At 59.0% G+C, this 22837-nt stretch carries 21 protein-coding genes, 1 tRNA gene and 1 pseudogene; 17 read left to right on the top strand and 6 right to left on the bottom strand.

Annotated elements, in window-relative coordinates; translation table 11 throughout:
* Positions 1-14 precede the first annotated feature (14 nt).
* Positions 15-99: transfer RNA gene (locus LB519_RS08790), tRNA-Leu, on the bottom strand.
* A gap of 374 nt (positions 100-473) precedes the next feature.
* Between LB519_RS08790 and tig the strand changes: the two genes are divergently transcribed.
* Together tig and LB519_RS08780 are read left to right on the top strand one after the other, a co-directional pair.
* On the top strand, positions 474-1940 hold the full coding sequence (tig, locus tag LB519_RS08785) for a trigger factor (protein ID WP_013532009.1): 1467 nt from the start codon (positions 474-476) through the stop codon (positions 1938-1940).
* Positions 1941-2100: 160 nt separating this feature from the next.
* Positions 2101-2625: a hypothetical protein gene (locus LB519_RS08780; RefSeq protein ID WP_013532008.1), complete on the top strand. Its 525-nt coding sequence runs from the start codon at positions 2101-2103 to the stop codon at positions 2623-2625.
* Between the two features lie 119 nt (positions 2626-2744).
* Here the strand turns inward: LB519_RS08780 and LB519_RS08775 are convergent, their stop codons facing one another.
* The 3 genes and pseudogenes from LB519_RS08775 to LB519_RS08765 all read right to left on the bottom strand — a co-directional run bounded on the left by LB519_RS08775 (position 2745) and on the right by LB519_RS08765 (position 5883).
* Complete coding sequence (locus LB519_RS08775; protein ID WP_013532007.1) at positions 2745-3521, bottom strand: glutamine amidotransferase; 777 nt, start codon at positions 3519-3521, stop codon at positions 2745-2747.
* A 110-nt stretch (positions 3522-3631) separates the two neighbouring features.
* Positions 3632-3796, bottom strand: a pseudogene (locus LB519_RS08770) (JAB domain-containing protein); the annotation flags it as partial.
* Between the two features lie 425 nt (positions 3797-4221).
* A complete protein-coding gene (locus LB519_RS08765; protein ID WP_224619512.1) occupies positions 4222-5883 on the bottom strand; it encodes an NAD(P)/FAD-dependent oxidoreductase in 1662 nt (553 codons plus the stop codon).
* Positions 5884-6055: 172 nt separating this feature from the next.
* On the opposite strand from LB519_RS08765, the gene LB519_RS08760 reads away from it, so the two are divergent.
* On the top strand, positions 6056-6334 hold the full coding sequence (locus LB519_RS08760) for a hypothetical protein (protein WP_224619501.1): 279 nt from the start codon (positions 6056-6058) through the stop codon (positions 6332-6334).
* 149 nt (positions 6335-6483) lie between these two features.
* On the opposite strand, the gene LB519_RS31300 is transcribed toward LB519_RS08760, so the two are convergent.
* Positions 6484-7005, bottom strand: coding sequence for an Lrp/AsnC family transcriptional regulator (locus LB519_RS31300; RefSeq protein WP_411909238.1), 522 nt, complete (start codon positions 7003-7005; stop codon positions 6484-6486).
* A gap of 108 nt (positions 7006-7113) precedes the next feature.
* On the opposite strand from LB519_RS31300, the gene LB519_RS08745 reads away from it, so the two are divergent.
* From LB519_RS08745 to LB519_RS08680, 14 genes are all read left to right on the top strand, one after another.
* Positions 7114-8166, top strand: a complete 1053-nt coding sequence (locus tag LB519_RS08745) for a threonine aldolase family protein (protein ID WP_224619499.1) — start codon at positions 7114-7116, stop codon at positions 8164-8166.
* Positions 8167-8181: 15 nt separating this feature from the next.
* Positions 8182-9072 carry an SMP-30/gluconolactonase/LRE family protein gene (locus tag LB519_RS08740; RefSeq protein ID WP_224619497.1) on the top strand — a complete coding sequence of 297 codons (891 nt, stop codon included), beginning with the start codon at positions 8182-8184 and terminating at the stop codon, positions 9070-9072.
* 42 nt (positions 9073-9114) lie between these two features.
* On the top strand, positions 9115-9927 hold the full coding sequence (locus tag LB519_RS08735) for an NAD-dependent epimerase/dehydratase family protein (RefSeq protein ID WP_224619495.1): 813 nt from the start codon (positions 9115-9117) through the stop codon (positions 9925-9927).
* A gap of 37 nt (positions 9928-9964) precedes the next feature.
* Complete coding sequence (locus LB519_RS08730; RefSeq protein WP_224619493.1) at positions 9965-11395, top strand: NAD-dependent succinate-semialdehyde dehydrogenase; 1431 nt, start codon at positions 9965-9967, stop codon at positions 11393-11395.
* A 201-nt stretch (positions 11396-11596) separates the two neighbouring features.
* On the top strand, positions 11597-12163 hold the full coding sequence (locus LB519_RS08725) for a hypothetical protein (protein ID WP_224619492.1): 567 nt from the start codon (positions 11597-11599) through the stop codon (positions 12161-12163).
* Between the two features lie 311 nt (positions 12164-12474).
* Positions 12475-13299 carry an ABC transporter ATP-binding protein gene (locus tag LB519_RS08720; RefSeq protein ID WP_224619676.1) on the top strand — a complete coding sequence of 275 codons (825 nt, stop codon included), beginning with the start codon at positions 12475-12477 and terminating at the stop codon, positions 13297-13299.
* Complete coding sequence (locus LB519_RS08715; protein ID WP_224619490.1) at positions 13296-14000, top strand: ABC transporter ATP-binding protein; 705 nt, start codon at positions 13296-13298, stop codon at positions 13998-14000. The genes LB519_RS08720 and LB519_RS08715 overlap by 4 nt, the downstream gene beginning before the upstream one ends.
* A gap of 1 nt (position 14001) precedes the next feature.
* Complete coding sequence (locus tag LB519_RS08710) at positions 14002-15006, top strand: branched-chain amino acid ABC transporter permease (RefSeq protein WP_224619674.1); 1005 nt, start codon at positions 14002-14004, stop codon at positions 15004-15006.
* Complete coding sequence (locus tag LB519_RS08705) at positions 15003-16385, top strand: branched-chain amino acid ABC transporter permease (protein WP_224619488.1); 1383 nt, start codon at positions 15003-15005, stop codon at positions 16383-16385. The genes LB519_RS08710 and LB519_RS08705 overlap by 4 nt, the downstream gene beginning before the upstream one ends.
* 4 nt (positions 16386-16389) lie before the next feature.
* Positions 16390-17574, top strand: a complete 1185-nt coding sequence (locus LB519_RS08700) for an ABC transporter substrate-binding protein (protein WP_224619486.1) — start codon at positions 16390-16392, stop codon at positions 17572-17574.
* A 199-nt stretch (positions 17575-17773) separates the two neighbouring features.
* Positions 17774-18901 carry an NAD(P)/FAD-dependent oxidoreductase gene (locus tag LB519_RS08695; RefSeq protein WP_224619484.1) on the top strand — a complete coding sequence of 376 codons (1128 nt, stop codon included), beginning with the start codon at positions 17774-17776 and terminating at the stop codon, positions 18899-18901.
* Between the two features lie 54 nt (positions 18902-18955).
* The gene (locus tag LB519_RS08690; RefSeq protein WP_224619482.1) at positions 18956-19339 is read left to right on the top strand and encodes a nuclear transport factor 2 family protein; all 384 of its coding nucleotides are present in this window, start codon (positions 18956-18958) and stop codon (positions 19337-19339) included.
* Positions 19340-19658: 319 nt separating this feature from the next.
* A complete protein-coding gene (locus LB519_RS08685) occupies positions 19659-20969 on the top strand; it encodes an MFS transporter (RefSeq protein ID WP_224619481.1) in 1311 nt (436 codons plus the stop codon).
* 39 nt (positions 20970-21008) lie between these two features.
* A complete protein-coding gene (locus LB519_RS08680) occupies positions 21009-22016 on the top strand; it encodes a succinylglutamate desuccinylase/aspartoacylase family protein (RefSeq protein WP_224619479.1) in 1008 nt (335 codons plus the stop codon).
* Between the two features lie 388 nt (positions 22017-22404).
* Here the strand turns inward: LB519_RS08680 and LB519_RS08675 are convergent, their stop codons facing one another.
* Positions 22405-22629 carry a helix-turn-helix domain-containing protein gene (locus LB519_RS08675; protein WP_095794089.1) on the bottom strand — a complete coding sequence of 75 codons (225 nt, stop codon included), beginning with the start codon at positions 22627-22629 and terminating at the stop codon, positions 22405-22407.
* Positions 22630-22837: the final 208 nt, after the last annotated feature.

The following is a 22837-nucleotide window of genomic DNA, read 5'->3' as shown; positions in this document are numbered from 1 at the left end:
CGAAGGGCGAAGGGTGGTGCGGATGAAGGGACTCGAACCCCCACGCCTTTCGGCACTGGAACCTAAATCCAGGGCGTCTACCAGTTCCGCCACATCCGCATGGACCGGCAATCCCATGTGGCCATCATTCTGTCAATGTCAGAGACAAGATGTGGCCCAGCGACAAGATGTGGGGCAGGCCCGAATGCTGGTTATTGGCTGGGATGCGAAGACTGTTGAAAATTGGCCTCGCCTGTGACAAAAGGCGTGTCAAATGTGACGGGACGCGACGATCCGCTTCTGCAGAATGTGATAAGAAGTAGGAAAAACAAGAACTTATTCACATTTTGGAACGCAGTTTGGGAGAGTTTGAGCCGGGTTTTCGGTCAAATCGCCAGGTTCCGTACCAAAAGCCATTCCCGGCAAGAATATACCGGCAGGCTGTGAACGGCAGAGGCCGTGGCAGTCTCATTGGTGAAAACAAAGGTTTTACGATGCAGGTCACCGAAACGCTCAACTCCGGTCTCAAGCGAGAGATCAAGATCACCGTGCCGGCCGGTGACATGGAAGCCAAGCTGATGGCGCGGCTTTCGGATGCCCGCAACAAGGTCCGCATCAACGGCTTCCGTCCAGGCAAGGTGCCGGTGCAGCACCTGCGCAAGGTCTACGGCAAGTCGTTCATGGCCGAAGTGGTCAACGAAATCCTCAACGATTCGACCCGTTCGATCATTACCGGGCGTGGTGAAAAGGCTGCCATGCAGCCTGAAGTCATCATGACCGAGGACGAGAAGGAAGCCGAGAAGATCCTGGCCGGTGGCGCCGACTTCGAATTCCGCCTCAACTACGAGATCATCCCGGCGATCGAGATCAAGGACTTTTCCGACATCAAGGTGACGCGCCAGGTGTTCGACGTGCCTGATGCCGAGATCGACGAGCAGGTCCAGCGCGTTGCCGAATCGGCGCGCAGCTACGAGCCGAAGACCGGCAAGGCCGCCAATGGCGACCGTGTCACCATCGACTATGTCGGCAAGATCGACGGCGAGGCCTTCAATGGCGGCGCCGGCACCGATCAGCCGCTGGTGCTAGGCTCGAAGGAATTCATCCCCGGCTTCGAGGATCAGCTTGTCGGCGCCAAGGCCGGCGACGAAAAGCAGGTCACCGTGACTTTCCCGGAAAACTACCAGGCGGCGCATCTGGCCGGCAAGGAAGCGACCTTCGATGTCACCGTCAAGGAAGTGTCCCAGCCCGGCGCGCTGGAAATCAACGACGAGACCGCCAAGAACCTCGGCCTGGAGTCGCTGGAGCGCCTGCGCGACGTCGTGCGCGGCCAGATCGAGAACCAGTTCGGCGCCATGACGCGCCAGAAGGTCAAGCGCCAGCTGCTCGACCAGCTCGACGCGGCTTATTCGTTCGAGGCGCCGTCGAAGCTCGTCGACGCCGAGTTCAACAACATCTGGGCGCAGGTCAATCGTGATCTGGAAGCAGCCGGACGCACCTTCGCCGACGAAGAGACGACGGAAGAAGAGGCGCGCGCCGAGTATCTGCGGCTTGCCGAGCGCCGCGTGCGCCTCGGGCTGGTGCTGGCTGAAATCGGCGAGAAGGCCGGCGTGACCGTATCGGACGAAGAGCTGCAGCGCGGCCTGTTCGAGCAGGTGCGGCGCTATCCAGGAAACCAGCAGCAGGAAGTCTTCGAGTTCTACCGCAACAACCCGGAAGCGTTGAACACGCTGCGGGCGCCGATGTTCGAGGAAAAGGTGGTCGACCATCTGCTCGGTCAGATTTCGGTCACCGACGTCAAGGTCAGCAAGGAAGAGCTGATGGCCGATGACGAAGAGGACGAGACCGCCGTCAAGGCGAAGCCGGCGAAGAAAGCCGCCGCCAAGAAGGCCGACGCCAAGACGGCCGACGACGCGGAAGAGCCCAAGAAGAAGGCCGCGCCGAAGAAGAAGGCCGCCGAATAACACCAGCGCTCCGCTGAAACAGGAAGGCCGCCCTCGAGGCGGCCTTTTTCGTTGCCAAACTGCAACAGCCGCCATGCTTCGCGAGCGACGGCCTGTGGCGACCAAGCTTTGATCATTATCTGCGCTTCTATTGCAAGCCGCTTGGTTGTTGGAGGGCGTGTTGAGACTGTTCGTCGAATTGGGACACGCTTCGGCAATCGCGCTGATCCTTATCTCGGTCTGCGGCATTGCCCAGGCCGGCACGGTGCCTGACAACTGGCGCTTCGGCACGAGTGAAGACGGCCTCGTGACCGCCTCGCTCTACGCCACCAACAAGCTGATCACCGGCGGCGGTGCCTTGAGCTACAGCCCGATCCTGACGATTGCCTGCCGGGCAAACGGCGAGCCGCATTGGACTGAATGGCTGCAACTGAACGACGCTGTTTCGGCCAGCCGCAAGATCACCATGTCGATTACGGTCGATCAGGAGAGCAAGTTCGACGAAAGCTGGTCGGTCGGGCCGCGCGGCCGGATGCTGGTGCGCGATGGCGCCGATGGCATCAGGCGCCTTGTCGCCGCGAACCGGCTCCAGCTTTCGTGGCGGTTCGGGCTGCTGGCGGGGCGCGGCGAGGCCGATTTCGACCTCGCCGGGTTCGGCGAAGCGGTTAGCCAGGTTGCCGGAAACTGCAACACCGATCCGCCGTGAACGACCGTGAGGCGAAGGCGGCAACGGCCGAACTCGCCGTTCCCGGTGATGCTGATCGGCTTCAAACCTTTGTTCTCATACATGTCGTTGCCTCAAAAACGCACTTTGGGGCGACATCATCAAACGGCGTTGCTGACCCAGCGGAGCACGTTGGTCCAAAGCCGCGCATAGCCGGGCCATTCGACAAAACTGTTCGGCAGCCAGTGCGGTCCGATGTCCGACGTCCAGACCAGCGTGCGCCCTTCGCCGTGACGCCCGGTGACCAGCAGGGGATGGCCGCCCTGGTCCTGCGGCAGCCGCGCCAGAACCTCGACATCGTCGCGATCGCGGGCGACGACCTCGTTGGCACCGAGCAGCAGCGGCCATTCGCCCTCAATGCCGGCAAAAAGCGGATGGTCTCTTGAGCCAGTGATCTCGGGACGAAAGCCCTCCGGAATTTCGAGACGGTCATCATTGGGAAGGCAGGTCACCGGCAGCGCCTCCTCGACCGCCGTGCGATGCCAGCGCGCCTTGCCGTCAATGCCTTGGAAGCTGAAGTAACCGCCGATCATGATCAGGCCGCCGCCGGCCAGCGTCCAGTCGCGCAGGAGCTTGAGCCGGTTCGGCACTGTCTTGCCGTGCAGCCAGACATCGGGATGAAGCAGCAGCGAGTTTGCGCCAATGTCGGACAGGATGATCGTCCTGTATTGCGACAGCCCTTCCATGGTGAAAGGCAGCTTCTCGACGGCCTCATGAGCGGGCATGTAGTCGAGATCGAATTCGCTGTCCTTCAAGGCGTCGACCAGGGGCGTTGCCCCGAGATGGAAGGTGACGCTGCCGAACTGGTCGAACCCCTTGTAGTGGGTCGCCGAACTCACCCAGCTTTCGCCGACAAGAAGGACTTTTGTCTTCGCCATGATCATACTCTCCTGATTCCGCCAGTCGCTTGTTCTAGCCGGCTTCGCCCGCCCCGATCTCTGGGATCGCGTGGTCGGGGTCGGCCGGCGTTGGCGCCGGCCCTGCCATCTCAGATCAGCAGCAGGCCCTTCATGCTGGCATATCCCTTCCGCCCGATGATGATGTGGTCGTGCACCGCGATGCCCAGCCGCTTGCCCGCGTCGATGATCTCCTTCGTCATCTCGATGTCGGCGCGCGATGGCGTCGGGTCGCCTGACGGGTGATTGTGGATCAAACCACCATGACCAGATTCATGATATTTATCAATCATTTGTGATCTTCACCTGGAAAGGTGGTGCCGCCAATTGGGGCATGTGTCGAGTGACCGCTGGGGATCTTTCACGCTTGGGCATGATCGCATTTGCTTAGTAATCTGACATCCCGGTCAACCACGGATTCCGAACGCTTATCTATCTAGCCAGCGACCTCGGAAGACTGAACCGCCTCACTGCTGCTCTACGTGGCACCCGCGAAGTGTCGAACCGGGTCGATTTCTTTCATAAGGGAAGATTCATGAAATCGGGCCGCCCGGACAGGTCATAAGCAATCCTGTCCAGCCGGAGACGGCTGCGTTTCTGAAATCAGTGCTTTGACCTGATCGTCGGAATCGCGCTGAGCAACATCGCCCTTAGCTGATGGTGCCCGCCAGTATGGGACTTGTCAGAAAAAGCCAGGAGGCGTGGAATTCGATGCGCTTGCCTGTGTGTCGGCTTGAGTGCGGTTGCTGAGGTAGTCCTTGACCCGCATCGCGGCCATGAGCGGGCGCAGGAACCAAGGATTGCCGGTGTAGAAGGGCGAGGACCGAAAAGGCACGCTGGAGAAGGCAGTGGCGCCTTCGGACCTGCCAAGCAGCTGGAGCCCAACCTTCCTGCCGAAATACGATCCTTGCGGCATGCCCATGAAGGTAAAACCGGTAGCATACCAGACGCCATCAGGGCGCTGGCCGATCTTCGGCATGGCGTCGAGCGGCGCAGCGCAGAAGCCGCTCCAGGCATAGCTGACCCTAACATCGCCTAACTCGGGAAAGACGGAAAGCAGGTCCTTGCGAAGTTGGCTCGCCTTGGCGCGGATGGGCATGGCCTTGCCCGTACGGCCGGACATGATAATGCGTTTGCCATCGGGGGTCAGACGGATCGCCGTCGTGTCGAAATCGGCGTCGGTATAGCTTCGGTTGGTTGGCAGAAGCCGTGAGAGCGTCTGGCGATCCACTTCTTGGGTCGCGATCGCGAACCCCTGAAACGGAACAAGGCGCCGGGCAAACCAGTTCAAGTCCTTGCCAGTATATCCATTGGTGGCAACGATCACGTCCTTCGCCCGAAGCGTGCCCAACGGCGTTTCGACATCAAAGCCAGCCGTCGATTTGCTGATGTCAGAAACCGGTGCGTTGCCGTATGCCAGAACCCCGAGCTTTGTCGCAGCTGCCAAGAGACCGGCGTGATACTTTCCGGGATGGATCGTGGCCATGTCCGGGACCAGCACCCCGCCACAAAAGATGTCGGAGCATTTGATCTGTTGCTGGAGCTGCTTCTTGTTCAGCACTTGGATGCCTTCGCCCAGATGCCTCTCGCGCAGCTTGAATTCGTCGACCACACCGCGCAGCTGGGATGGCGAACGTGCCAGGACAACCCGGCCAGCGAGACTGAAGTCGCAATCTATCCTCTCGCGCTCGATTACCTCCACCATGCTGATATTGAGGGCCTCAAACAATTCGGCGTAATAGGCGATGGCTTGTTCCACCCCGTAGCCTTCCATCAGCTCCGCCAGGGACTTCTTCAGGAAACGCCCCAGGAAGCCTGTATTTCGCGAACTGGCTCCATAGCCGGCAACGCCCGCGTCGAAAACGGCGACACTCTTGCCGCCTCTGGCCAACTCGAGCGCGGCATTTAGTCCGGTCACGCCGGCCCCAACGATGGCGACGTCCGCAGACCGCTGGAAAACCGGTGTCGGCCTGTCGCCATGGTCCGTCATGGCATCCCACCAATACGATCTCTCTACGAAATCGGGAGCGATGGCGCCGTTTTCGCCGTCAGAGCCTGGGGTTGCGCGGGCGTTCATGTGCTTCTCGCTTTTCGAGTTTTGTAACCGAGGGCGCATTGCGCCGCAGCAGGCGGGGTCAGAGGCGTTCAGGCGGATAGGGCCGTAGGACGGGTTATTCGGGTCCGCGATCATTCGCCCCTTGCTGGCGATATTCACCGTTCCGGACGAGCACCGACCGGCCCGCATATTGTGCAATTGCTTGATACCGACGCTGGGATCGCCATCTGAAACACCATTGCCATTTCCCTGGCGCACGGCCTGGCCGTCCTTCGTGTCCTCTGTCAATTCGACCCAACGATGCTGCCGGCATCATGCTTCTCAAGCTGGTCTATGCAGCGGGTAAAGAGTGGCCAGAACCGGAAGGTCCGCATATGGCAACACGTTCGCCATTGCGGATGTCGAGCGACGCATTCGATGGGGCACCCTGTAGTGGCGGTTCTTGATTGTTGGATCAATCGTGTTCAAGGGCTGCCCTTTTCCCAATGACGCGGCGTTCTCGCCCCTAATTGTCGCCGACAGGGAAATGGTTGCAAACTCAATGGCGCAGGATGTTTCAAATTGGCCGGAATTTTGGAAGAAACAAACAAAATCATGCCGAGATCGGCGGCTGGATTTCAAATTCGGTGGAAGGGGCCTCGCTATTGATGGCGCAGCGGCGCCTTTGGCCATGGTTGCAGGGTCGAGCCTTGCGGTGGCGGCGGTGAGCGCGGTCGTGATGGTGCGCCGGTCAAGCTGACGAAGAATTCCGATCATCACACGGCAGCCGATCATTGCGCAGCGCTGTCGTTAAAGTGCGGTTCACGGCTGACGACCACCGCCATCGGCTGCCGGCTGTATAGGTTTGATGCGTCCTCGAAAGCTCGGGACTACGAACCGGTCCGCGTCTCAACGCGTTTCGTCGAAATGGATGTGGGGCTCGAACTTAATGGTCTTGATCGCAAAGTAGCTGTTGATCGAGTGGATCTGCGGAACGATCGACAGCGGCTCTGCAATGGTTCGTTCGAAATCGGCCATATCCGTGAAAACGGAGACGAACAGCAGATCACGGCTGCCGGTGACGTTGTATAAGATGATCACCTCGGGAATGTTTTTGATCAGGCGGATCGCTTCGTCACGGCCCCTCCGATCGAGGCTGTTCAGCCTTGCTTCCGTGATTGTGACCAATCTGGAGCCGACCTTGTCGGGATTGACCAACGCGATCTCCCTTTCGATGTAGCCGGTTTCGCGCAGGCGCCGGACCCTGCGCAGACATGATGCAGGCGAGGTGCCGACTTCCGTGGCGAGGTCGGCGTTGGTGATCCTGCTGTCGCGCTGCAGCCGGTTCAATATCTTTCGGTCGATTTGGTCCAGGTCTGCGCGGCGCGTCGACATTTTTGCTTCCAATTCAAGAGTGAAATTTTCTGTCAAATAGGCAGACAGAAACCATATCCAATTTCATCAAACGGTCAACTTGTGTCGGAAAACCGCACTTCATCCCGATATCTTCGCCTGGTGTGAATATCTTGGAAGAGCCGGATGACGACGCGATTGGATTTCAGAAGTGACACTTTGACGGTGCCAAGCAGGGCGATGCGGGCACGCATGGCCGATGCCGAAGTCGGCGACGACTACTACCGTGAAGATCCGACGATCCGTGCCCTGGAAGAATATGCGGCGGAGCTTTTGGGCAAGGAGGCGGCGCTGTTCGTGCTCAGCGGTACGATGGGCAATCTGGTTTCGATCAGAGCACAGGTGCCGCATGGAGCGGCCACGATCGTCAGCAATACTTCGCACATACACATCAACGAAACCGGTCATCTGGCGGCGGTGTGCGGGCTAACCTCCCACCCGATGCCGACGCCAGATGGCCGGTACCCGCTGGAACTGCTGAATACCTTGGCCCCCGTGCAGGCGAGCAATCAGAGACCTTCGGTCCTCAATCCGACGCTCAAGCTGATTTGTGTCGAGAACACCCATAATGGCGAGGGCGGACGCTGCCTTGACGTCGACTATCTCTACGAGCTCAGGAGTTTCGCTTTGGCCCGTGGGCTGGTGTTCCATATGGACGGTGCGCGTTTCTTTAACGCGGCGGTCGCTCTTTCCCGAAAGCCTTCCGACCTCGCCAAGCCCGTCGACAGCATAACGTTTTGCCTTTCGAAAGGTCTCGGAGCACCCGGCGGCTCGATCGTCGCCGGCAGTGGCCCATTCGTCGAAGAGGCGCGGCATTGGCGCCAGATGGTCGGCGGCGGAATGCGGCAGGCCGGCGTCTTGGCTGCGGCCGGCCTGATGGCGCTACGCGAGAACATCGACGATCTGGCGATCGACCATGCCAATGCGAAGCGTCTCGCTAACGGGCTCAAGGAAGTTGGTCTCGACGTCAACACCGCCGCCGTCGAGACCAACATCGTCATGGCTTACGTACCGGACGAATTTGGCGATCCGCGTGCGTTCCATTCTCGCTTGGCTGAGGCCGGTGTTTTTGTCCTGTCGCCGAAAGGCAAGAGGTTGCGCTTCGTCACGCATCGCGATTTGTCGACCGCGGACGTCGAGACCGCTCTCCAGCGGATACACAAGATCACGCGCATCTAATACTGGGAACAAGACATGCCGAGAGAACTTAAGTGCGTCGCCGTCGTGGAAAACACTTTGGGCGAGTGTCCGGTCTGGGATGTCGATCAGCAGTGCCTGTATTGGGTCGATATCACCGAGAAGGTCTTGCACCGCTACGATCCGGTCACCGCAGCGGTGAAGACCTGGAAAACGCCTTTCGAGTTTGGTTCAATCGCGCTCAGGAAGGGTGGTAGAAGCATCATCGCCGGTACGCGTGACGGGTTCGCGATCTACGATCTCGAGACTGAAGCCTGCGAACATTTCGCGACACCCGAAGAGCCTTTCCCAGGCAACCGCATGAACGACGGCAAATGCGATCCGGCTGGCCGATTCTGGTGCGGCAGCATTCACGAGGTCTCCGACCCCTCGCAGAGGCGGCCGATCGCATCAATGTACCGCGTGGACGCCGACAGGAGCGTCACCAAAGTTCGCGGCGGCATCAAGACCAGCAATGGATTTGCTTGGAGCACGGATGGCCGGACAATGTATTTCACCGATACGCCGACGCTGAACATCCTTGCTTTCGATTACGATGTGCAGTCGGGAACGATGAGCAACGAGCGGGTTTTTGCTACCGTGCCAAAGGGCCATGGGCGTCCCGACGGCGCCACCGTCGACGTAGAAGGTTGCCTGTGGAGTGCTCATTTCGCCGGTTCAAGGGTAACGCGTTACTCCCCGGCCGGCGATGTTTTGCTGTCCTTGGATATTCCCGCGCAAAACGTAACCTCCTGCACCTTTGGCGGCGCGAACATGTCGACCCTTTTCATCACCACGGCGCGCGAGGATCTGACGGCGGAAGACCTTCGGCAGCAGCCTCTGTCAGGGAACGTCTTTGCTTATGAGGCTGGAGTGGCTGGAGTGCCGATGGCCCGTTACGCGGGTTAGGTCTCACCTTGCCGATCTTAGAAAATTTGAAGGGAATTTGTCTTGCAGAGAATTCTGATCACCGGCGCGGCCGGGCGTCTTGGACGGGTGTTGAGGAATGGCTTGGCGACACCTGATCGCGTTTTGCGCCTGCTCGACATTGCCAATCTCGGTACTGCGACGGAGAGCGAAGAGATCTGGAACGCCGATGCGACCAACCTGCCGGAAATGGTCGAAGCAATGCAGGGCGTCGACGTTGTCGTCCATCTGGCCGCATATCCCGAGGAAGCGCCATGGGAGACTATTTTTCCACTCAACTACGCGCTGACGTACACTGTTTTCGAGGCGGCGCGGCGCGCCCGCGTGAAGCGCGTGGTGTTCTGCAGTTCCGTCCAGGCAGTGGGCTTTCATCCGATAGAGAAGACCATTGATGCGAACGTGCGCCTGCGCCCGAGTGGCTATTACGGCGTCTCCAAGGCATATGGAGAAGCGCTCGCTAGCCTTTATGCCGACAAGTATGGGCTATCAATCGCATGCGTGCGCGTCGCTTCGTTCGAAGAGAGGCCAACGGACACGCGGATGCTCTCGACATGGCTGAGCCATGAGGATGCTGTCCATCTTTTCGACCAATGCATCAACGCACCGGATCACCACTTCTACGTCGTGTACGGCGTGTCCAACAACACCCGCTCACGCGTCGAGAATTCGCATGTTGCCTGGCTCGGATATAAACCGCGGTCGAATGCGGAAGACTATCTGGCAGAAATTCTTGAACACGGTCAGCCCATGGGGCCGCTTGCCGGGAAGACGCAAGGCGGACGCGCATGCGATGTCGGCTTCTCGGGTAACGCGGAAAAGACGTTGAAAGCGGAATGAACTGAGGTGGATATAGCGCTTTCAGGACGGAATAGGAATGAAATATAGAGATTTATACATCAACGGAACCTGGCGCTCAGGCGCTACCGCTGAGCGCTTTGATGTGATTAATCCTGCCGACGAGACGATTATTGCCTCGGTGGCGTCGGCGGACATCGCTGATGCGGAAGCGGCGCTGGATGCGGCCGAGACCGCAATGGCGGTGTGGGCGAAACAGACCCCGCGACATCGGTCCGAGGTCTTGCGCAATGCCTGGGCGTTGCTGTCGGCGCGGCTGGACGAGTTCGCACGTTTGATCACGCTGGAAAACGGCAAGGCCAAAGGCGACGCGCTGGCCGAGGCAAAATACGCGGCGGAGTTCTTCAGATGGTTTTCGGAGGAACCGGTTCGCGTCGACGGCATCGTAAAGCATGCGCCAGAGTCGGGCGCTCGCATACTGGTCCAACACAAGCCCGCTGGCATTGCAGTTCTTGTCACGCCGTGGAATTATCCAGCTGCCATGGGCACGCGCAAGATTGCGCCGGCTTTGGCCGCCGGCTGTGCAGTCATCGTTAAGCCGGCCGCCGAGACCCCGCTCACAATGCTCGCCTTGATGCCGCTGCTGGAAGAGGCCGGTGTTCCAGCGGGCCTCGTCAACGTGCTTCCAACGACGCAGTCGGCAGAACTGGTCGACCATCTGTTGCACGACGAGCGGGTTCGCGTCGTGAGTTTCACCGGCTCGACCGCCGTCGGGCGCAAGCTTCTTCGTTCTGCTGCCGATCAGGTTTTGAAACCAGCCATGGAACTGGGCAGCAATGCGCCGCTGATCGTTCTCGAAGACGCAAACCTCGATCTGGCCATTGAAGGCACGATGAAAGCCAAGATGCGCAACTTGGGCGAGGCCTGCACGGCCGCCAACCGCATTTACGTCCACGAAGACATTGCCGTCGAATTCACCCGAAGGCTTACGGCCGAGATGGTGCGGCTCAACGTTGGCGATGGCAGCCAGGACGGAATCGATGTCGGCCCTTTGGTCAATGCCAGCACCCGGGATAAGGTCGCCCGCTTCGTGGAAGACGCGGTGTCGCGCGGGGCAAAGATCGAAACCGGTGGCTTCGTGCCCGAGGGCAAGGGCTTCTTCTACCCGCCAACCGTGCTGTCGAACGTGCCTGACGACGCGGCATGTGTCCATGACGAGATATTTGGGCCTGTGGCGGCGGTGCAGACCTTCAGAGATCATGACGACGTCATTCGTCGAGCAAATGACACTGAATACGGATTGGTCGCCTATGTTTTCTCCGAAAACATGAAGCGTGCGCTGCAGGTTTGCGAGCGACTGGAATTCGGAATGGTCGGGCTCAATCGGGGGCTTGTCTCGGATCCAGCCGCTCCGTTTGGAGGCGTCAAGCAATCTGGGCTGGGCCGTAAAGGGGGGCATGAAGGAATGCTGGAATTTATGGAAACCCAATACATCTCGGCAAGCTGGTAGCTAGGATTCGCTAGCTGCCCTTCGGCGCAATGCAAGAAGCGCGGACAAATCCAAGTTTTGCGGCAAGGCGCATCGACGTGTCGACCACGCTGGATCGGTATGCGTTTGTTGCATCGGAAACGTCGGGCTGGCGCATCGCCCAGTCCGCTGCATCCGCTCGCGCAAGTCATCAAAATTTCGGCGACTGCGGGCAATTGACCAATGGGCGTCAACGACAAGGGTCAACTAATAAACTCCCTGAAGCGGCGACTGTTTTACGAACCGAGGGCGCTCGAGCTTGCAATTCCTTTGCTGAACGCGGAGGACATCATCAATGCCGAGCGTATCCTGGTTCATTGTGAACTGACTTCAAAAGCCGGTTCCCGCGTTGAGTTGGCTTTGAGTTTCCACCTGCGCCTGATGCAAGCCTGCAACGACAAGAGCTTGCTCGAAAAAATTGCCGATGGCCATGGCACTGTCCTCCGCCACCTTTCCGATGAGGTATCTGTCGTGTCGGCGGGGGAGCGCGCTCAACATCAACTCTGGCGTTTGTTAGGATTTTGTCGCCAAGCGCAAATCAGTGACGCGCTTCATGAGTTGCGGCGGGGCATAGAAGGCGCCGTCGCAAGCGTCTCAAAGATCGTCGGAAAGCTAGCACGTCTCGGACGCACTGATCTCAGCGAGTCGTTTCGCTGCGACGGCTTGCCAAACATGATGGCCGAAAATTTCCGATCCGTGGTTCCTGCTTCTCCCGCACACCCGGTCTTGATGATTAGGCCATCGCCTTGATGTTCAAATATTTCAGGTGGGCCGCCGCCGCTGGTTTGCCTGCGTCAGAATCGACCAAACTTGGCCTTAGCGCCGAAACGTGGATCGGAACCCGACGGCTATGCATCGGTCCGGGATGAAGTACGGGCAAGCGCTTGCCGAATGTCATATCGCCCACTTGGCATCAGATTTCACAAACAGCGGCCAAAGCAATTTCTGATTTCACTTAATGATCAATATTGACGACAAACGAAACGTGATCTCCTCGAAATTTGACTGGCCGATAAGGAGCCAAAGGCAAAGCCGGCGAGGGAGTTGTCATCTTGAATTCGATGTACCGCGAGAAGAGATCCGGCGATGCGCTCCCCCTGGCGCGCGGGCCGCTTGTCGCCGTGGAGAATATCCAGAAGAGCTTTGGCGGACTGAAGGCGATCAACGGCGCTTCATTCAACATTGACAAAGGTTCGATCACTGGCCTCATCGGCCCGAATGGCGCCGGCAAGACCACGATGTTCAATACGATCGCCGGTCTTTATCGCCCCCAGGCCGGCCGAATCCTGCTGGAAGATGACGATGTCTCGGGCCTTCCGCCGCACGTCCTCTTCGCGAAGGGCGTGGTGCGCACATTCCAGATCGCGCATGAATTCCCGACATTGACCGTGCTCGAAAATTTCATGGTCGTTCCGGGCCAGCAATCGGGCGAGCGGATCATCGACACATGGCTGGGGCGTCACCGCATCCGCGCGCAGGAAGCTGCGCTCCGTGACCGCGCGATGGAAGTGATAGAGTTCCTGAATCTCACGCATCTTCGCGACGAACCGGCCGGCAATCTGTCCGGCGGGCAAAAGAAGCTGGTCGAGCTTGGAAGAACTATGATGACCGAGGCACGGCTGGTCCTGCTGGACGAGGTAGGCGCCGGCGTCAACCGTACCCTGCTCGGCTCGATCGAGGACGCGATAAGCCGGCTCAACGAGGAGCGCGGCTACACATTCTGCATGATCGAGCACGACATGGGCTTCATTTCACGCCTCTGCGACCGCGTTGTTGTAATGGCGGAGGGACGCGTCTTGACGCAAGGCACGGCGCAGCACGTGATGGACGATCCTCGGGTGATCGAATCCTATCTCGGCGCCTCCGTATCGAGGCCGGCCGCATGAGCTACCTGAATGGCAGCAAGATGTGCGGCGGCTACAATGGAGTGCAGATTCTCAACGGCTGCTCCATTTCGGTCGACCGCGGCCAGGTGGTCGTGATCGTCGGACCGAACGGCGCCGGCAAGTCCACCGCCATGAAAGCGCTGCTGGGGATCGTGCCGCTGACCTGCGGCGACATTGCCCTCGACGGCAAATCCCTTGGCGGCATGGACCCGCAATCGCGGGTGAACAGAGGCATCGCCTTCGTACCACAGACCGACAATATTTTCCCGACGATGACGGTGTTGGAGAACCTGAAAATGGGGGCTTATCTGCGCCGTGACGACATCGGCGCGAGCATCGAGGAGGTCTTCGAGACGTTCCCGATCCTCAGGACCAAGCGCAGCGATCTTGGCCGGACCCTTTCCGGCGGGCAGCGGCAGCAACTGGCGGTGGGGCGCGCCCTGATGAGCCGACCTACGGTGCTCATGCTCGACGAACCGACCGCAGGCGTTTCGCCCAATGTCGCCGCGGATCTGCTGCGGCGGATCGTGGCGCTGAAAGAGCGCGGACTCGCAGTGCTCATGGTCGAACAGAATGCCCGCCAGGCGCTGGAGATCGCCGACGTCGGCTACGTGCTGGTGCTCGGCGAGAACCGTTACACGGGCAGCGGCCAGGATCTCCTAGCAGACCCCGAAGTCCGACGGAGCTTTCTCGGTGGATAACATGCTCAACGGAATCGTTCTTTTTCTGAACTTCGTCGTCGTGCCGGCAACGTCCTATGGCGCGCAGCTCGCGCTCGGGGCGCTTGGCGTGAATCTCATCTTCGGCGTGCTGCGGTTCTCCAACTTCGCCCACGGCGACACGATGGCCTTCGGCACCATGCTGACCATCCTCGGAACATGGGCGTTGCAGAGCGCGGGGTTCTCCCTCGGCTTTCTGCCGACTGCGCTGGCTGCGCTGCCGCTCGGCATTGCCGGCACGATCTTGTTCTGCCTTGCCGCCGACCGGCTGGTCTACGCGCACTACCGGCGGCAGAAGGCGGCTCCCGTCGTGTTCATGATGGCATCCATGGGCGTGATGTTCATCCTGAACGGCGTCGTCCGTATCGTCATCGGGCCCAATGAGCGGAGTTTCGCGGATGGCGAACGGTTTCTTCTGACCGCGCAGCAGTTCAAGGATGCCACAGGGCTTCTTGAAGGCGTGACGATCAGGACTTCCCAGGCCCTGACACTCGCCGTCGCGGTGCTGGCGGTTTTAGCCCTGTTTCTGTTCCTCCAGCGTACACGCACCGGCGCGGCCATGCGTGCGTTTTCCGACAACGAGACACTGGCACTGCTATGCGGCGTCAGCCCGAAGGTCGTGATCCGGACAACATGGATCATCGCCGCGACGCTGATGACGGTTGCGGGTGTGCTTTATGGCCTCGACAAGAGTTTTAGGCCGTTCACCTATTTCCAAATCCTGCTGCCGATCTTCGCGGCCGCGATCGTCGGCGGCTTCGGCAGACCGGTCGGGGCCATCATCGGCGGGTTCATCGTCGCCTTTTCTGAGATTGCACTCACCTATGCCTATCGCAAGGTCGTGCTGTATTTCCTGCCTGGCTCGGACGTAGGTGACAGTCTTCTTCAGCTCGTGCCAACAGACTACAAGTTCTCCATTTCCTTTGTCATTCTGGTCGTCATTCTCATTATTGCGCCGACTGGTATCCTGAAAGCCAAGTCGTCATGATGAAGCGCGCGGTCCAACTCTACGGCGTTTTGACCATCCTCTTTTTACTGGTCGGCTTCCTCCAGTCGTGGTCGGTGGCGCTCGTGACACTCAATCTGTGCCTGATCTCTGCCGTCATGGCGCTTGGCGTCAACATTCAATGGGGCTACGCCGGCCTCTTCAATGCTGGCATCATGGGTTTTGCTGCGATTGGCGGCGTCGTTGCGCTGCTTGTCGGGCATGCGCCGGTTTCGGGCGCCGTTGAAGTGGGCGGGGTCGGCATAGCCCTATCGTTTATCGTGCAGGCAATCGGGGTTGTCGCTGCGGTGATATCGTTCCGATACCTCAAAGGCGTTCTCAAATACGCCTTGCCGGCAGTCGTCCTGATCGTAAGTTTCGTTCTCTTCAGACAGATATTCGTGCCGGCGCGCCAGGCCATCGAGGCGTATGATCCCGCCGCCAGCGGGTTCATGGGCGGCCTCGGTCTGCCGATACTCTTCTCTTGGCCGCTGGCGGGATTGGCTGCGGCGGGTGCGGCGTTCCTAGTCGGAAAAGTCGCGCTCGGACTGCGCTCGGACTACCTTGCCATCGCGACCCTCGGCATATCCGAGATCATCGTCGCCATGGTCAAGAACGAGAACTGGCTGACGCGTGGCGTCAAGAACGCGACGGGCCTGCCGCAGCCGGTTCCCGACGGCCGTCTGCTGCAGCAGCAGACTTGGCTAATCGACCTAGTGACCTCGATGAACCGGTCCTATCTCGATGCACTTCCTGCAACGGAGCAAACCGCTGCACTGCGGCTCCTCGTGGCCGAAGCTTCGTCGATCATCGTCAAGCTTACATTTGCGGGCTTGTTTGCCGCCGTGCTGGCAGGTTTGCTCGCCCTATGCGTCTTTGCCCTGAGTTCGCCGTGGGGACGCATGATCCGCGCCATTCGCGACAATGAGACTGCGGCAGGTGCGATGGGCAAGGATGTTGCCTGGCGCCACCTGCAAATCCTGATGCTGGGATCAGCGATCGTCGGGATCGCCGGCGCGATGCTTGTCACCCTCGATGGCCAATTGACACCGGCCGCCTACATCCCGCTTCGCTACACGTTCCTCATCTGGGTCATGGTGATCGTCGGCGGTTCGGGCAGCAACGTCGGCTCGGTCTTCGGCGCCTTCCTCATTTGGTTCGTGTGGGTCCAATCGGAGCCCATCGGATACTGGCTCGTCAAAATGACGACCTTCTGGATGAGCGACACCTCGCCAATCCGCACGCACCTGCTCGAGCAGGCGCAATATTTCCGCGTGTTGATGATGGGCACAATCCTTCTGCTGGTGCTGCGCTTCCACCCGCAGGGCGTTCTACCCGAGCGGCCGGGCCGTAGCCGTCAATCAAGAAGCGCAGGGGAATAAAAACATGAATACAAATGCTTTTCTGCTGGCCGGCGCAATCGCACTTGCCGGATCAATACCAGCCTCTGCTAAAGACATAAAGATGGGCGTTCTGCTCGGATTTAGCGGGCCCGCGGAATCGATTGCACCAAACATGGCTCTGTCGGCAGAGCTTGCGTGGAAGGAAGTCTCGGACTCGGGCCTCTTGCTCAACGGATCAAAGATTGCTCCAGTGCGCGCCGATGACACCTGCGAGGACGCCGGATCGGCCACCGCGGCGGCCGAACGACTCGTCAACAGCGAAAGTGTCCTGGGAATAGTTGGGCCAACCTGTTCAGGAATTACTGTCGCGATCACCAAAAACGTGACTGGAAACATCGGGGTCCCGATGATTTCACCGTCCGCCACGTCGCCGGCGATAACCGGCCTTAGCGGTTACACGTGGCGGGACGTACCGTCCGATGCTCGGCAGGGTGAGGTGTTGGCCGATCTCGCGATCGAGCGGGGAATCAAGAAGGTCGCGATCAGCTATGTCAATGACGACTATGGCAAGGGTCTCAGCGCCTCCTTCGAAACGGCCTATGTCGCGAAAGGCGGGAAGGTGCTGTTGAACGCGGCACACGAGGATGGGCGCGGTGACTATTCGGCTGAGGTCGGCGCGCTAAGTGCGAGCGGGGCCGATGTATTGGTCGTTTTCGGTCGGTTCGACCAGGGGGGCGCCGCGATTATCCAGACGTCGCTGGACACTGGCGCGTTCAAGACCTTCGTGCTGGCCGACGGCATGATCAGCCAAGTGTTGATCGATAAGATCGGCAAAGGACTGGAAGGTTCGTTCGGGACCCAGCCTGGTAATTCGTCGGATGCGTCCAAGAAGTTTGTGGAGCTTGCGAAAGCCGCGGGCTTCGATGGGGATGGCGGCTTCCGGCCGGAGTCCTACGATGCCGCGGCAGTCCTCGCGCTTGCTGTCCAGGCTGCTGGCTCCACGGATCGCAAAGCCGTCACCGACAATATTCGAAAGGTGGCTAACGGACCCGGTGAGAAGGTTTACCCAGGCGAACTCGCGAAGGGCCTCAAAATCCTGAAAGAGGGTGGCAAGATCAACTACGAAGGCGCGACCGGCGTCGAGTTCGACGACAAGGGTGATGTGCCAGGTGCCTATCGCGTGGAAGAGGTCAAGAACGGCAAATTTGAAGTGCTCGGCGTCCGTTGAGGCGGCGGGATAGGTGAAAGGTCCGGGGATGCCGCTGGCTGGTGTCCCCGTTCCCTCTCAAATCTTGGCCTTGTCGTGAGCGTTGGGCAACGTCCGCAACGGCGGCATGGGTTCGAGCCTATCAACTGAACAGAGATGAAAACTCGCGAGAGCACTCTTGCTTGAGCAAAATAGGCGTTAACCGAAGGCAGATTAGACGATGCGAATAGCAGTGGCAGGTGCGGGAATCGTAGGCTTATCGACGGCTTGGGCACTTCGGAGCCGGGGTCACGAGGTGACCGTCTTCGAGCGCGGACCCATTCCGAACCCCATCGCTTCGTCCTATGACGAGCAGCGGTATCATCGCTTCGCCTATGGAAAAATGGGCGGATATTCCAAGCTCTCCCTTGGCGTTACCAAGGCGTGGGATGTCTTGTGGAATGCCCTGCAAGAGTCGCTCTACATCGAGACAGGGGTCCTCTATGTGGCGGATGCAGGCAATGAGGATTTAGCGCGTTCGGTAGCGTTCGCCCGTGACAATGGGCTGGCGTATGACGAAATCGGCTCAGTCGATTTCGTAAGACGCTTTCCGCATCTTCGGCTTCGGCTAACCGACCACGCCGTGCTTTTTCCGCAATCGGGCATCCTGCTCGCCGAACGGATACTGGTCTCGCTGGCCCGCTGGCTATCTGCGAAGGGCGTAGCATTGCGACCTTACGCTAAGGTCGAGGAAGTCGACCACGACGACGGCCGGATTCGTATCCTCGGCGTCTGGCAGCAGTTCGATCAGGTCATTGTCGCGGCGGGCTCATGGACGGGCGAACTGGTTCCGAATGGCGACGAACTCCAGCCGTCCCGGCAGATCATGCTCTATGCCGAGCCGCCGGATCGTTTGGCGGCGGAATGGGCGAGTTCGCCTGCATTGTCGGATTGGACCGTCCAGGACAATTTCTACGTCACGCCACCGCTTCGCGGCACACGCATGAAAATGACATTCGATCTGCCGTTCGAAGGCGACGCGGATATGACCCGCGAAGCGAGCCCTGCCGAAATAGCGATCGTCACCGCTATCGCGCGCGACGCGCTTTACAGCTTCGATGAATATCGGATCGTTGGCGGGAGAGCCTGCTATTACACGAACACGGCCGACCGCAGCTTCTTCGTGCGCGGCCATGGACGATCCTGGGTCGTCTCCACCTGTTCGGGGCACGGGTTCAAGTTCGGCGCGATGACCGGAATGGCGGTTGCGGACGCGGTGGAAGGCAAGGTTACAGCGTCAGAGCTTCGAAACAAGCTAGAAGGCAGGCCCCCCCTTAAAGAGTCTGAACCGGGCGGGCGGAGCGCTTAGGCCTTCGGCCGACTGGGCCTGTTTGCCGTTCCCACTGCACAAGGAGAAAAAAGAGTGACGGACTTAGGTCAAAACTTCGCCGGCGTCGCCAAGGTACTGGGCCGGTACTTCGACGGCCTCTACAACTGCGATACATCGTTGCTTGGCGAGGTGTTTCATCCAGGCGCCCAGCTTGCGACCGTGAATGAGGGGAATCTCGCAACGGTGGATGTCCCGAGCTGGCTGGATGCCGTTGCCAAGCGGGAGTCACCCGCCAGCCGGAAGGAGGCGCGGATCGACCGGATCGTCTCGATCGAATTCGGTAGCGTGAACACCGCCTCAGCCACGGCGCAATGCGCCATCGGTCCGAAACTGTTTACGGATTTCCTCTCTCTGGTACGAATCGGTGACGACTGGCGGATCATCGCTAAAGTCTATCAGTTCGAACCGATCCGGTAGTGCAGCGAAGACGAGCGAACAAAACGGAAGTCGCCAACCCACACTTCTTCGGCCGCGGTATCTAACGCGGCCGAAGCCCCGGCTGACTCCAGCTTTCGTTTCGAAAGGTGCCTGTGTCGTTTCCTTCGGATGTCGAGACTTCCCCCAGCCTTTCGGTATCGCTAGGCAACGTTCGGGAATTTCACATAAATAGGCCTTTTGAAACATTGCGGACCCTTTGGCACCATTTCTGGCGCAATCGTATGACGGTCCTCGCATAATGTATAGAAATCGGGAACAGACGAAGTTTGTCATATCCTAAATTGGGAGGTCATTCGGCATGTCAAGCAATGCGGGAACGAGCGAGAGTGCGAGTATCTATCGTCGATCTGGAAGACAACCTCTTGCGATCACATCGGCCGTAGTTGGCACAACGCTCGAATGGTTTGACTACTCGGTTTACGCCGCGGTCGCCGCCTGGATTGCTACCGAATTTTTCCCATCCGAGAACTCGCACGTCTCTCTGCTCAGCGCGCTTGCAGTATTCGGGGTTGGCTTTTTCTTTCGTCCGCTAGGCGCGCTCTTTTTCGGACATATGGGTGATCGAAAGGGCCGAAAACATGCCCTGGCTGCGACCATCATACTCATGGGAGCCTCTTCGCTGTTGATTGCGATCGCTCCAAACTACACGTCGGTAGGCCTCCTGGCCCCGGTGCTTTTGGTGGTCGCCAGATGTGCCCAAGGGTTCTCTGCCGGAGGTGAATTCGCCGGTGGCGCTGCTTTCCTTATCGAAGGGGCGCCCGAGAAGCGGCGAGGCACATATGGGGCTATCCACTACATGGCGATTATCTTCGGGAATCTGCTTGGAGCCGCAATCGTCGCAAGTCTCATTGCTGTTCTCAGCGGAGACCAGATGAAGCTCTGGGGTTGGCGGATCCCCTTCCTAATCGGAGCCTGTGCCGCGCTGGTAGGCTTGTTCCTTCGCGTTCGAAGCACCGACACCCCGATCATGCAGCAGGCAATCATGGCGGGAGAGATTCCCGACAGCCCAATCTCCGAAACCTTTCGCGACATTTGGAGACTTGTTTTGCGTGGTGTGGGGCTGGTGTGCGGTTTTACGATCGCCACGTATGCCTACGTCAACATGCAATCTTATATCCCCGCGGTTACAGGCTTGTCCGCCGGCACCGCGCAATGGCTATATTCACTCTCGCTTGCGGTCCAGATTCCGCTGATCGGTCTATTTGGCTTCCTGTCTGATAAAGTAGGGCGCAAGCCGCTGATGCTGGCCGGGGCTGTCTTGCTGACTGTCTGTCCTGTCCCGGTTTTTGCGCTGGTCGCCACGGGATCAACACCATTGGTTCTGCTGGCGCTGATTATCGTCTCCGTATCGATTGCGGTTTATGCCGGGCCTTTCACGGCCGCCATCACCGAGCTTATGCCTCGGCGAACGCGCTACACGGCGTTGTCGGTCAGTTACGGCCTGGCGGCTGCGCTCTTCGGCGGTACCGCAGGCTACGTTGTCACCTGGCTGCGCTTCTACACAGCATCGCCCAATGCTCCAGCGATCTATGCGGCTATCGCGGCAGCGCTGACTCTGATCACAGTGATTTCGACACCGGAAACGGTTCACCGCGATATCTCAAGGTAGCAAGAGCCGAATTTGCTAAGACAGTATAAGGGTGTCGGTATGCAATCTAACTCTCGGATATGGAGCCGACTCGACTTCGAGCGGCAGGGAAAGCAATTTGGCCATTTTCACTTGCCGCACTCGGTCCATCGTTCGGCATACGGCACCATCGCAATTCCCGTCTGCATAATCGCAAACGGAAGGGGACCGACCATTCTCCTGACCGGCGGAGTTCACGGAGACGAGTACGAAGGGCAGATAGCGCTCGGCCGGCTGAGCCGTGAAATCGACCCGGCAACCATTCACGGTCGCCTCATTATCGTTCCCAGCATCAACCTGCCCGCGGCGCTCGCCAGCACCAGAACATCGCCCCTGGACGGGCAGAACCTCAACCGGGTGTTTCCCGGCGATCCGGATGGAACACCTTCAGAGCAGATTGCCTACTTTGTAGAGACCGTGCTCGCTCCGATCTCAGACACTTGGTTCGACTTTCATTCAGGGGGTACGTCCTTAAATTATCTACCGCTTATCGCGACACACGAGTTTCAGGACAAAGAGATCAATCGCAAGGCGGGTTTTGTCCTCGACGCATTTGGTGCCCCGCTCGCGTTGGTCTGGAAGTTTTTCGACGAGCCTCGAATGGGCAAGAGTTGCGCAGAGCGTAACGGCATCGTCTATATATCGAGCGAATTCGGAGGTGGTGGGTCAGTCAATCAAGATGGTCTGAGGATCTGTTATGAGGGCACCTTACGGGCCTTGGTTGCCCTCCAAGTTATCGATGCGGACGTGATTCCGGTATCCAAACCCGATCTGACAAAGAAGCTCATTGTTCGGGACCGTGACGACAACTTGTATGCTACCGCATCAGGCGTTTTTGCGCCCTCTGTCTCGCTTGGCGCCGAGGTGAGCTCGGGTCAATGCATTGGTGAGGTTCTCAGCCTTGATGACCATTCGATTCCGCCTTCGCCCCAATACGCCATCAACGACGGGATCGTAGTGTGCTTACGTCATCCTGCTCTCGTTGAGCGCGGCGATTGCATCATCCAAATGGCTGGTCGAGCGGTATGATCAACTGGAGCCGATCGCGGTTGCGAAGGAGCGGGCTCGCGATCTGCTCGCCAGGGTACTCTCTGAGGGGGGAGATGCCTATCTAAGGCGGAGGTCTGCTTTGGGCAGGGAAGGGCGCATTTATATTCCCCCGTAACGACCCTCACAGAACAACTGACCACTTTTGCTGCTGTCAACTCGTCGCGCGCTCAGTGTGGCACGCGACAGAGATGCTCAAGTCACGAATTTCAAAGCGAATTTTGAGTTGAGCATGAGACGCGTGATCCAGCATGCCCGACGGGTATCGAGCGGGGTCGTTGTGGAACTTCCTCTTGCCGTAAGCTAAACGGAGAGCGTGAGGGGCGGCTTCTGGGGGCGGTGTTGGATGCTCCTCCGTCACTAACCACGCTCACTCACCGCCGTTCATGCTGAATCGCTTTGACGCACGGCACGCCACTGTATTCTTGTGATCCCACGTCTCCAGTTCCTCAATTGGATACAACACGGCTTTGCCAAGCTTGACGTACGCCGGTCCAATCCTCTTGGCTCGCCAATTTCGCAGCGTTCCAACAGAAATGGTGCCGCGATAGCGTTCCGAGACTTCCTCAGCTGTCAAAAACTTCCTGTCGTCCATCAAGCTCCCCAAATGTCCGACGTCGGGAACATGGGAGCAGGCTCAAGCACGCTCCCAAACCCTTGGTCATGCAGTTGCGCGGCCACGAGTAGGTATGTGCATCGGAAATAAAAGCCGCTGAGTGAGGGAGTAGAAGCAGGGGATATGTCTGGATAGAAATCGGATCAACTGCCAACGGAGTGTGCGAGGTCGGTCGACCTGGGCCAAC

The organism is Mesorhizobium sp. AD1-1, assembly GCF_020164655.1.
GTDB lineage: Bacteria > Pseudomonadota > Alphaproteobacteria > Rhizobiales > Rhizobiaceae > Mesorhizobium > Mesorhizobium ciceri.
This window is presented reverse-complemented; position numbering and strand designations above follow the sequence as displayed.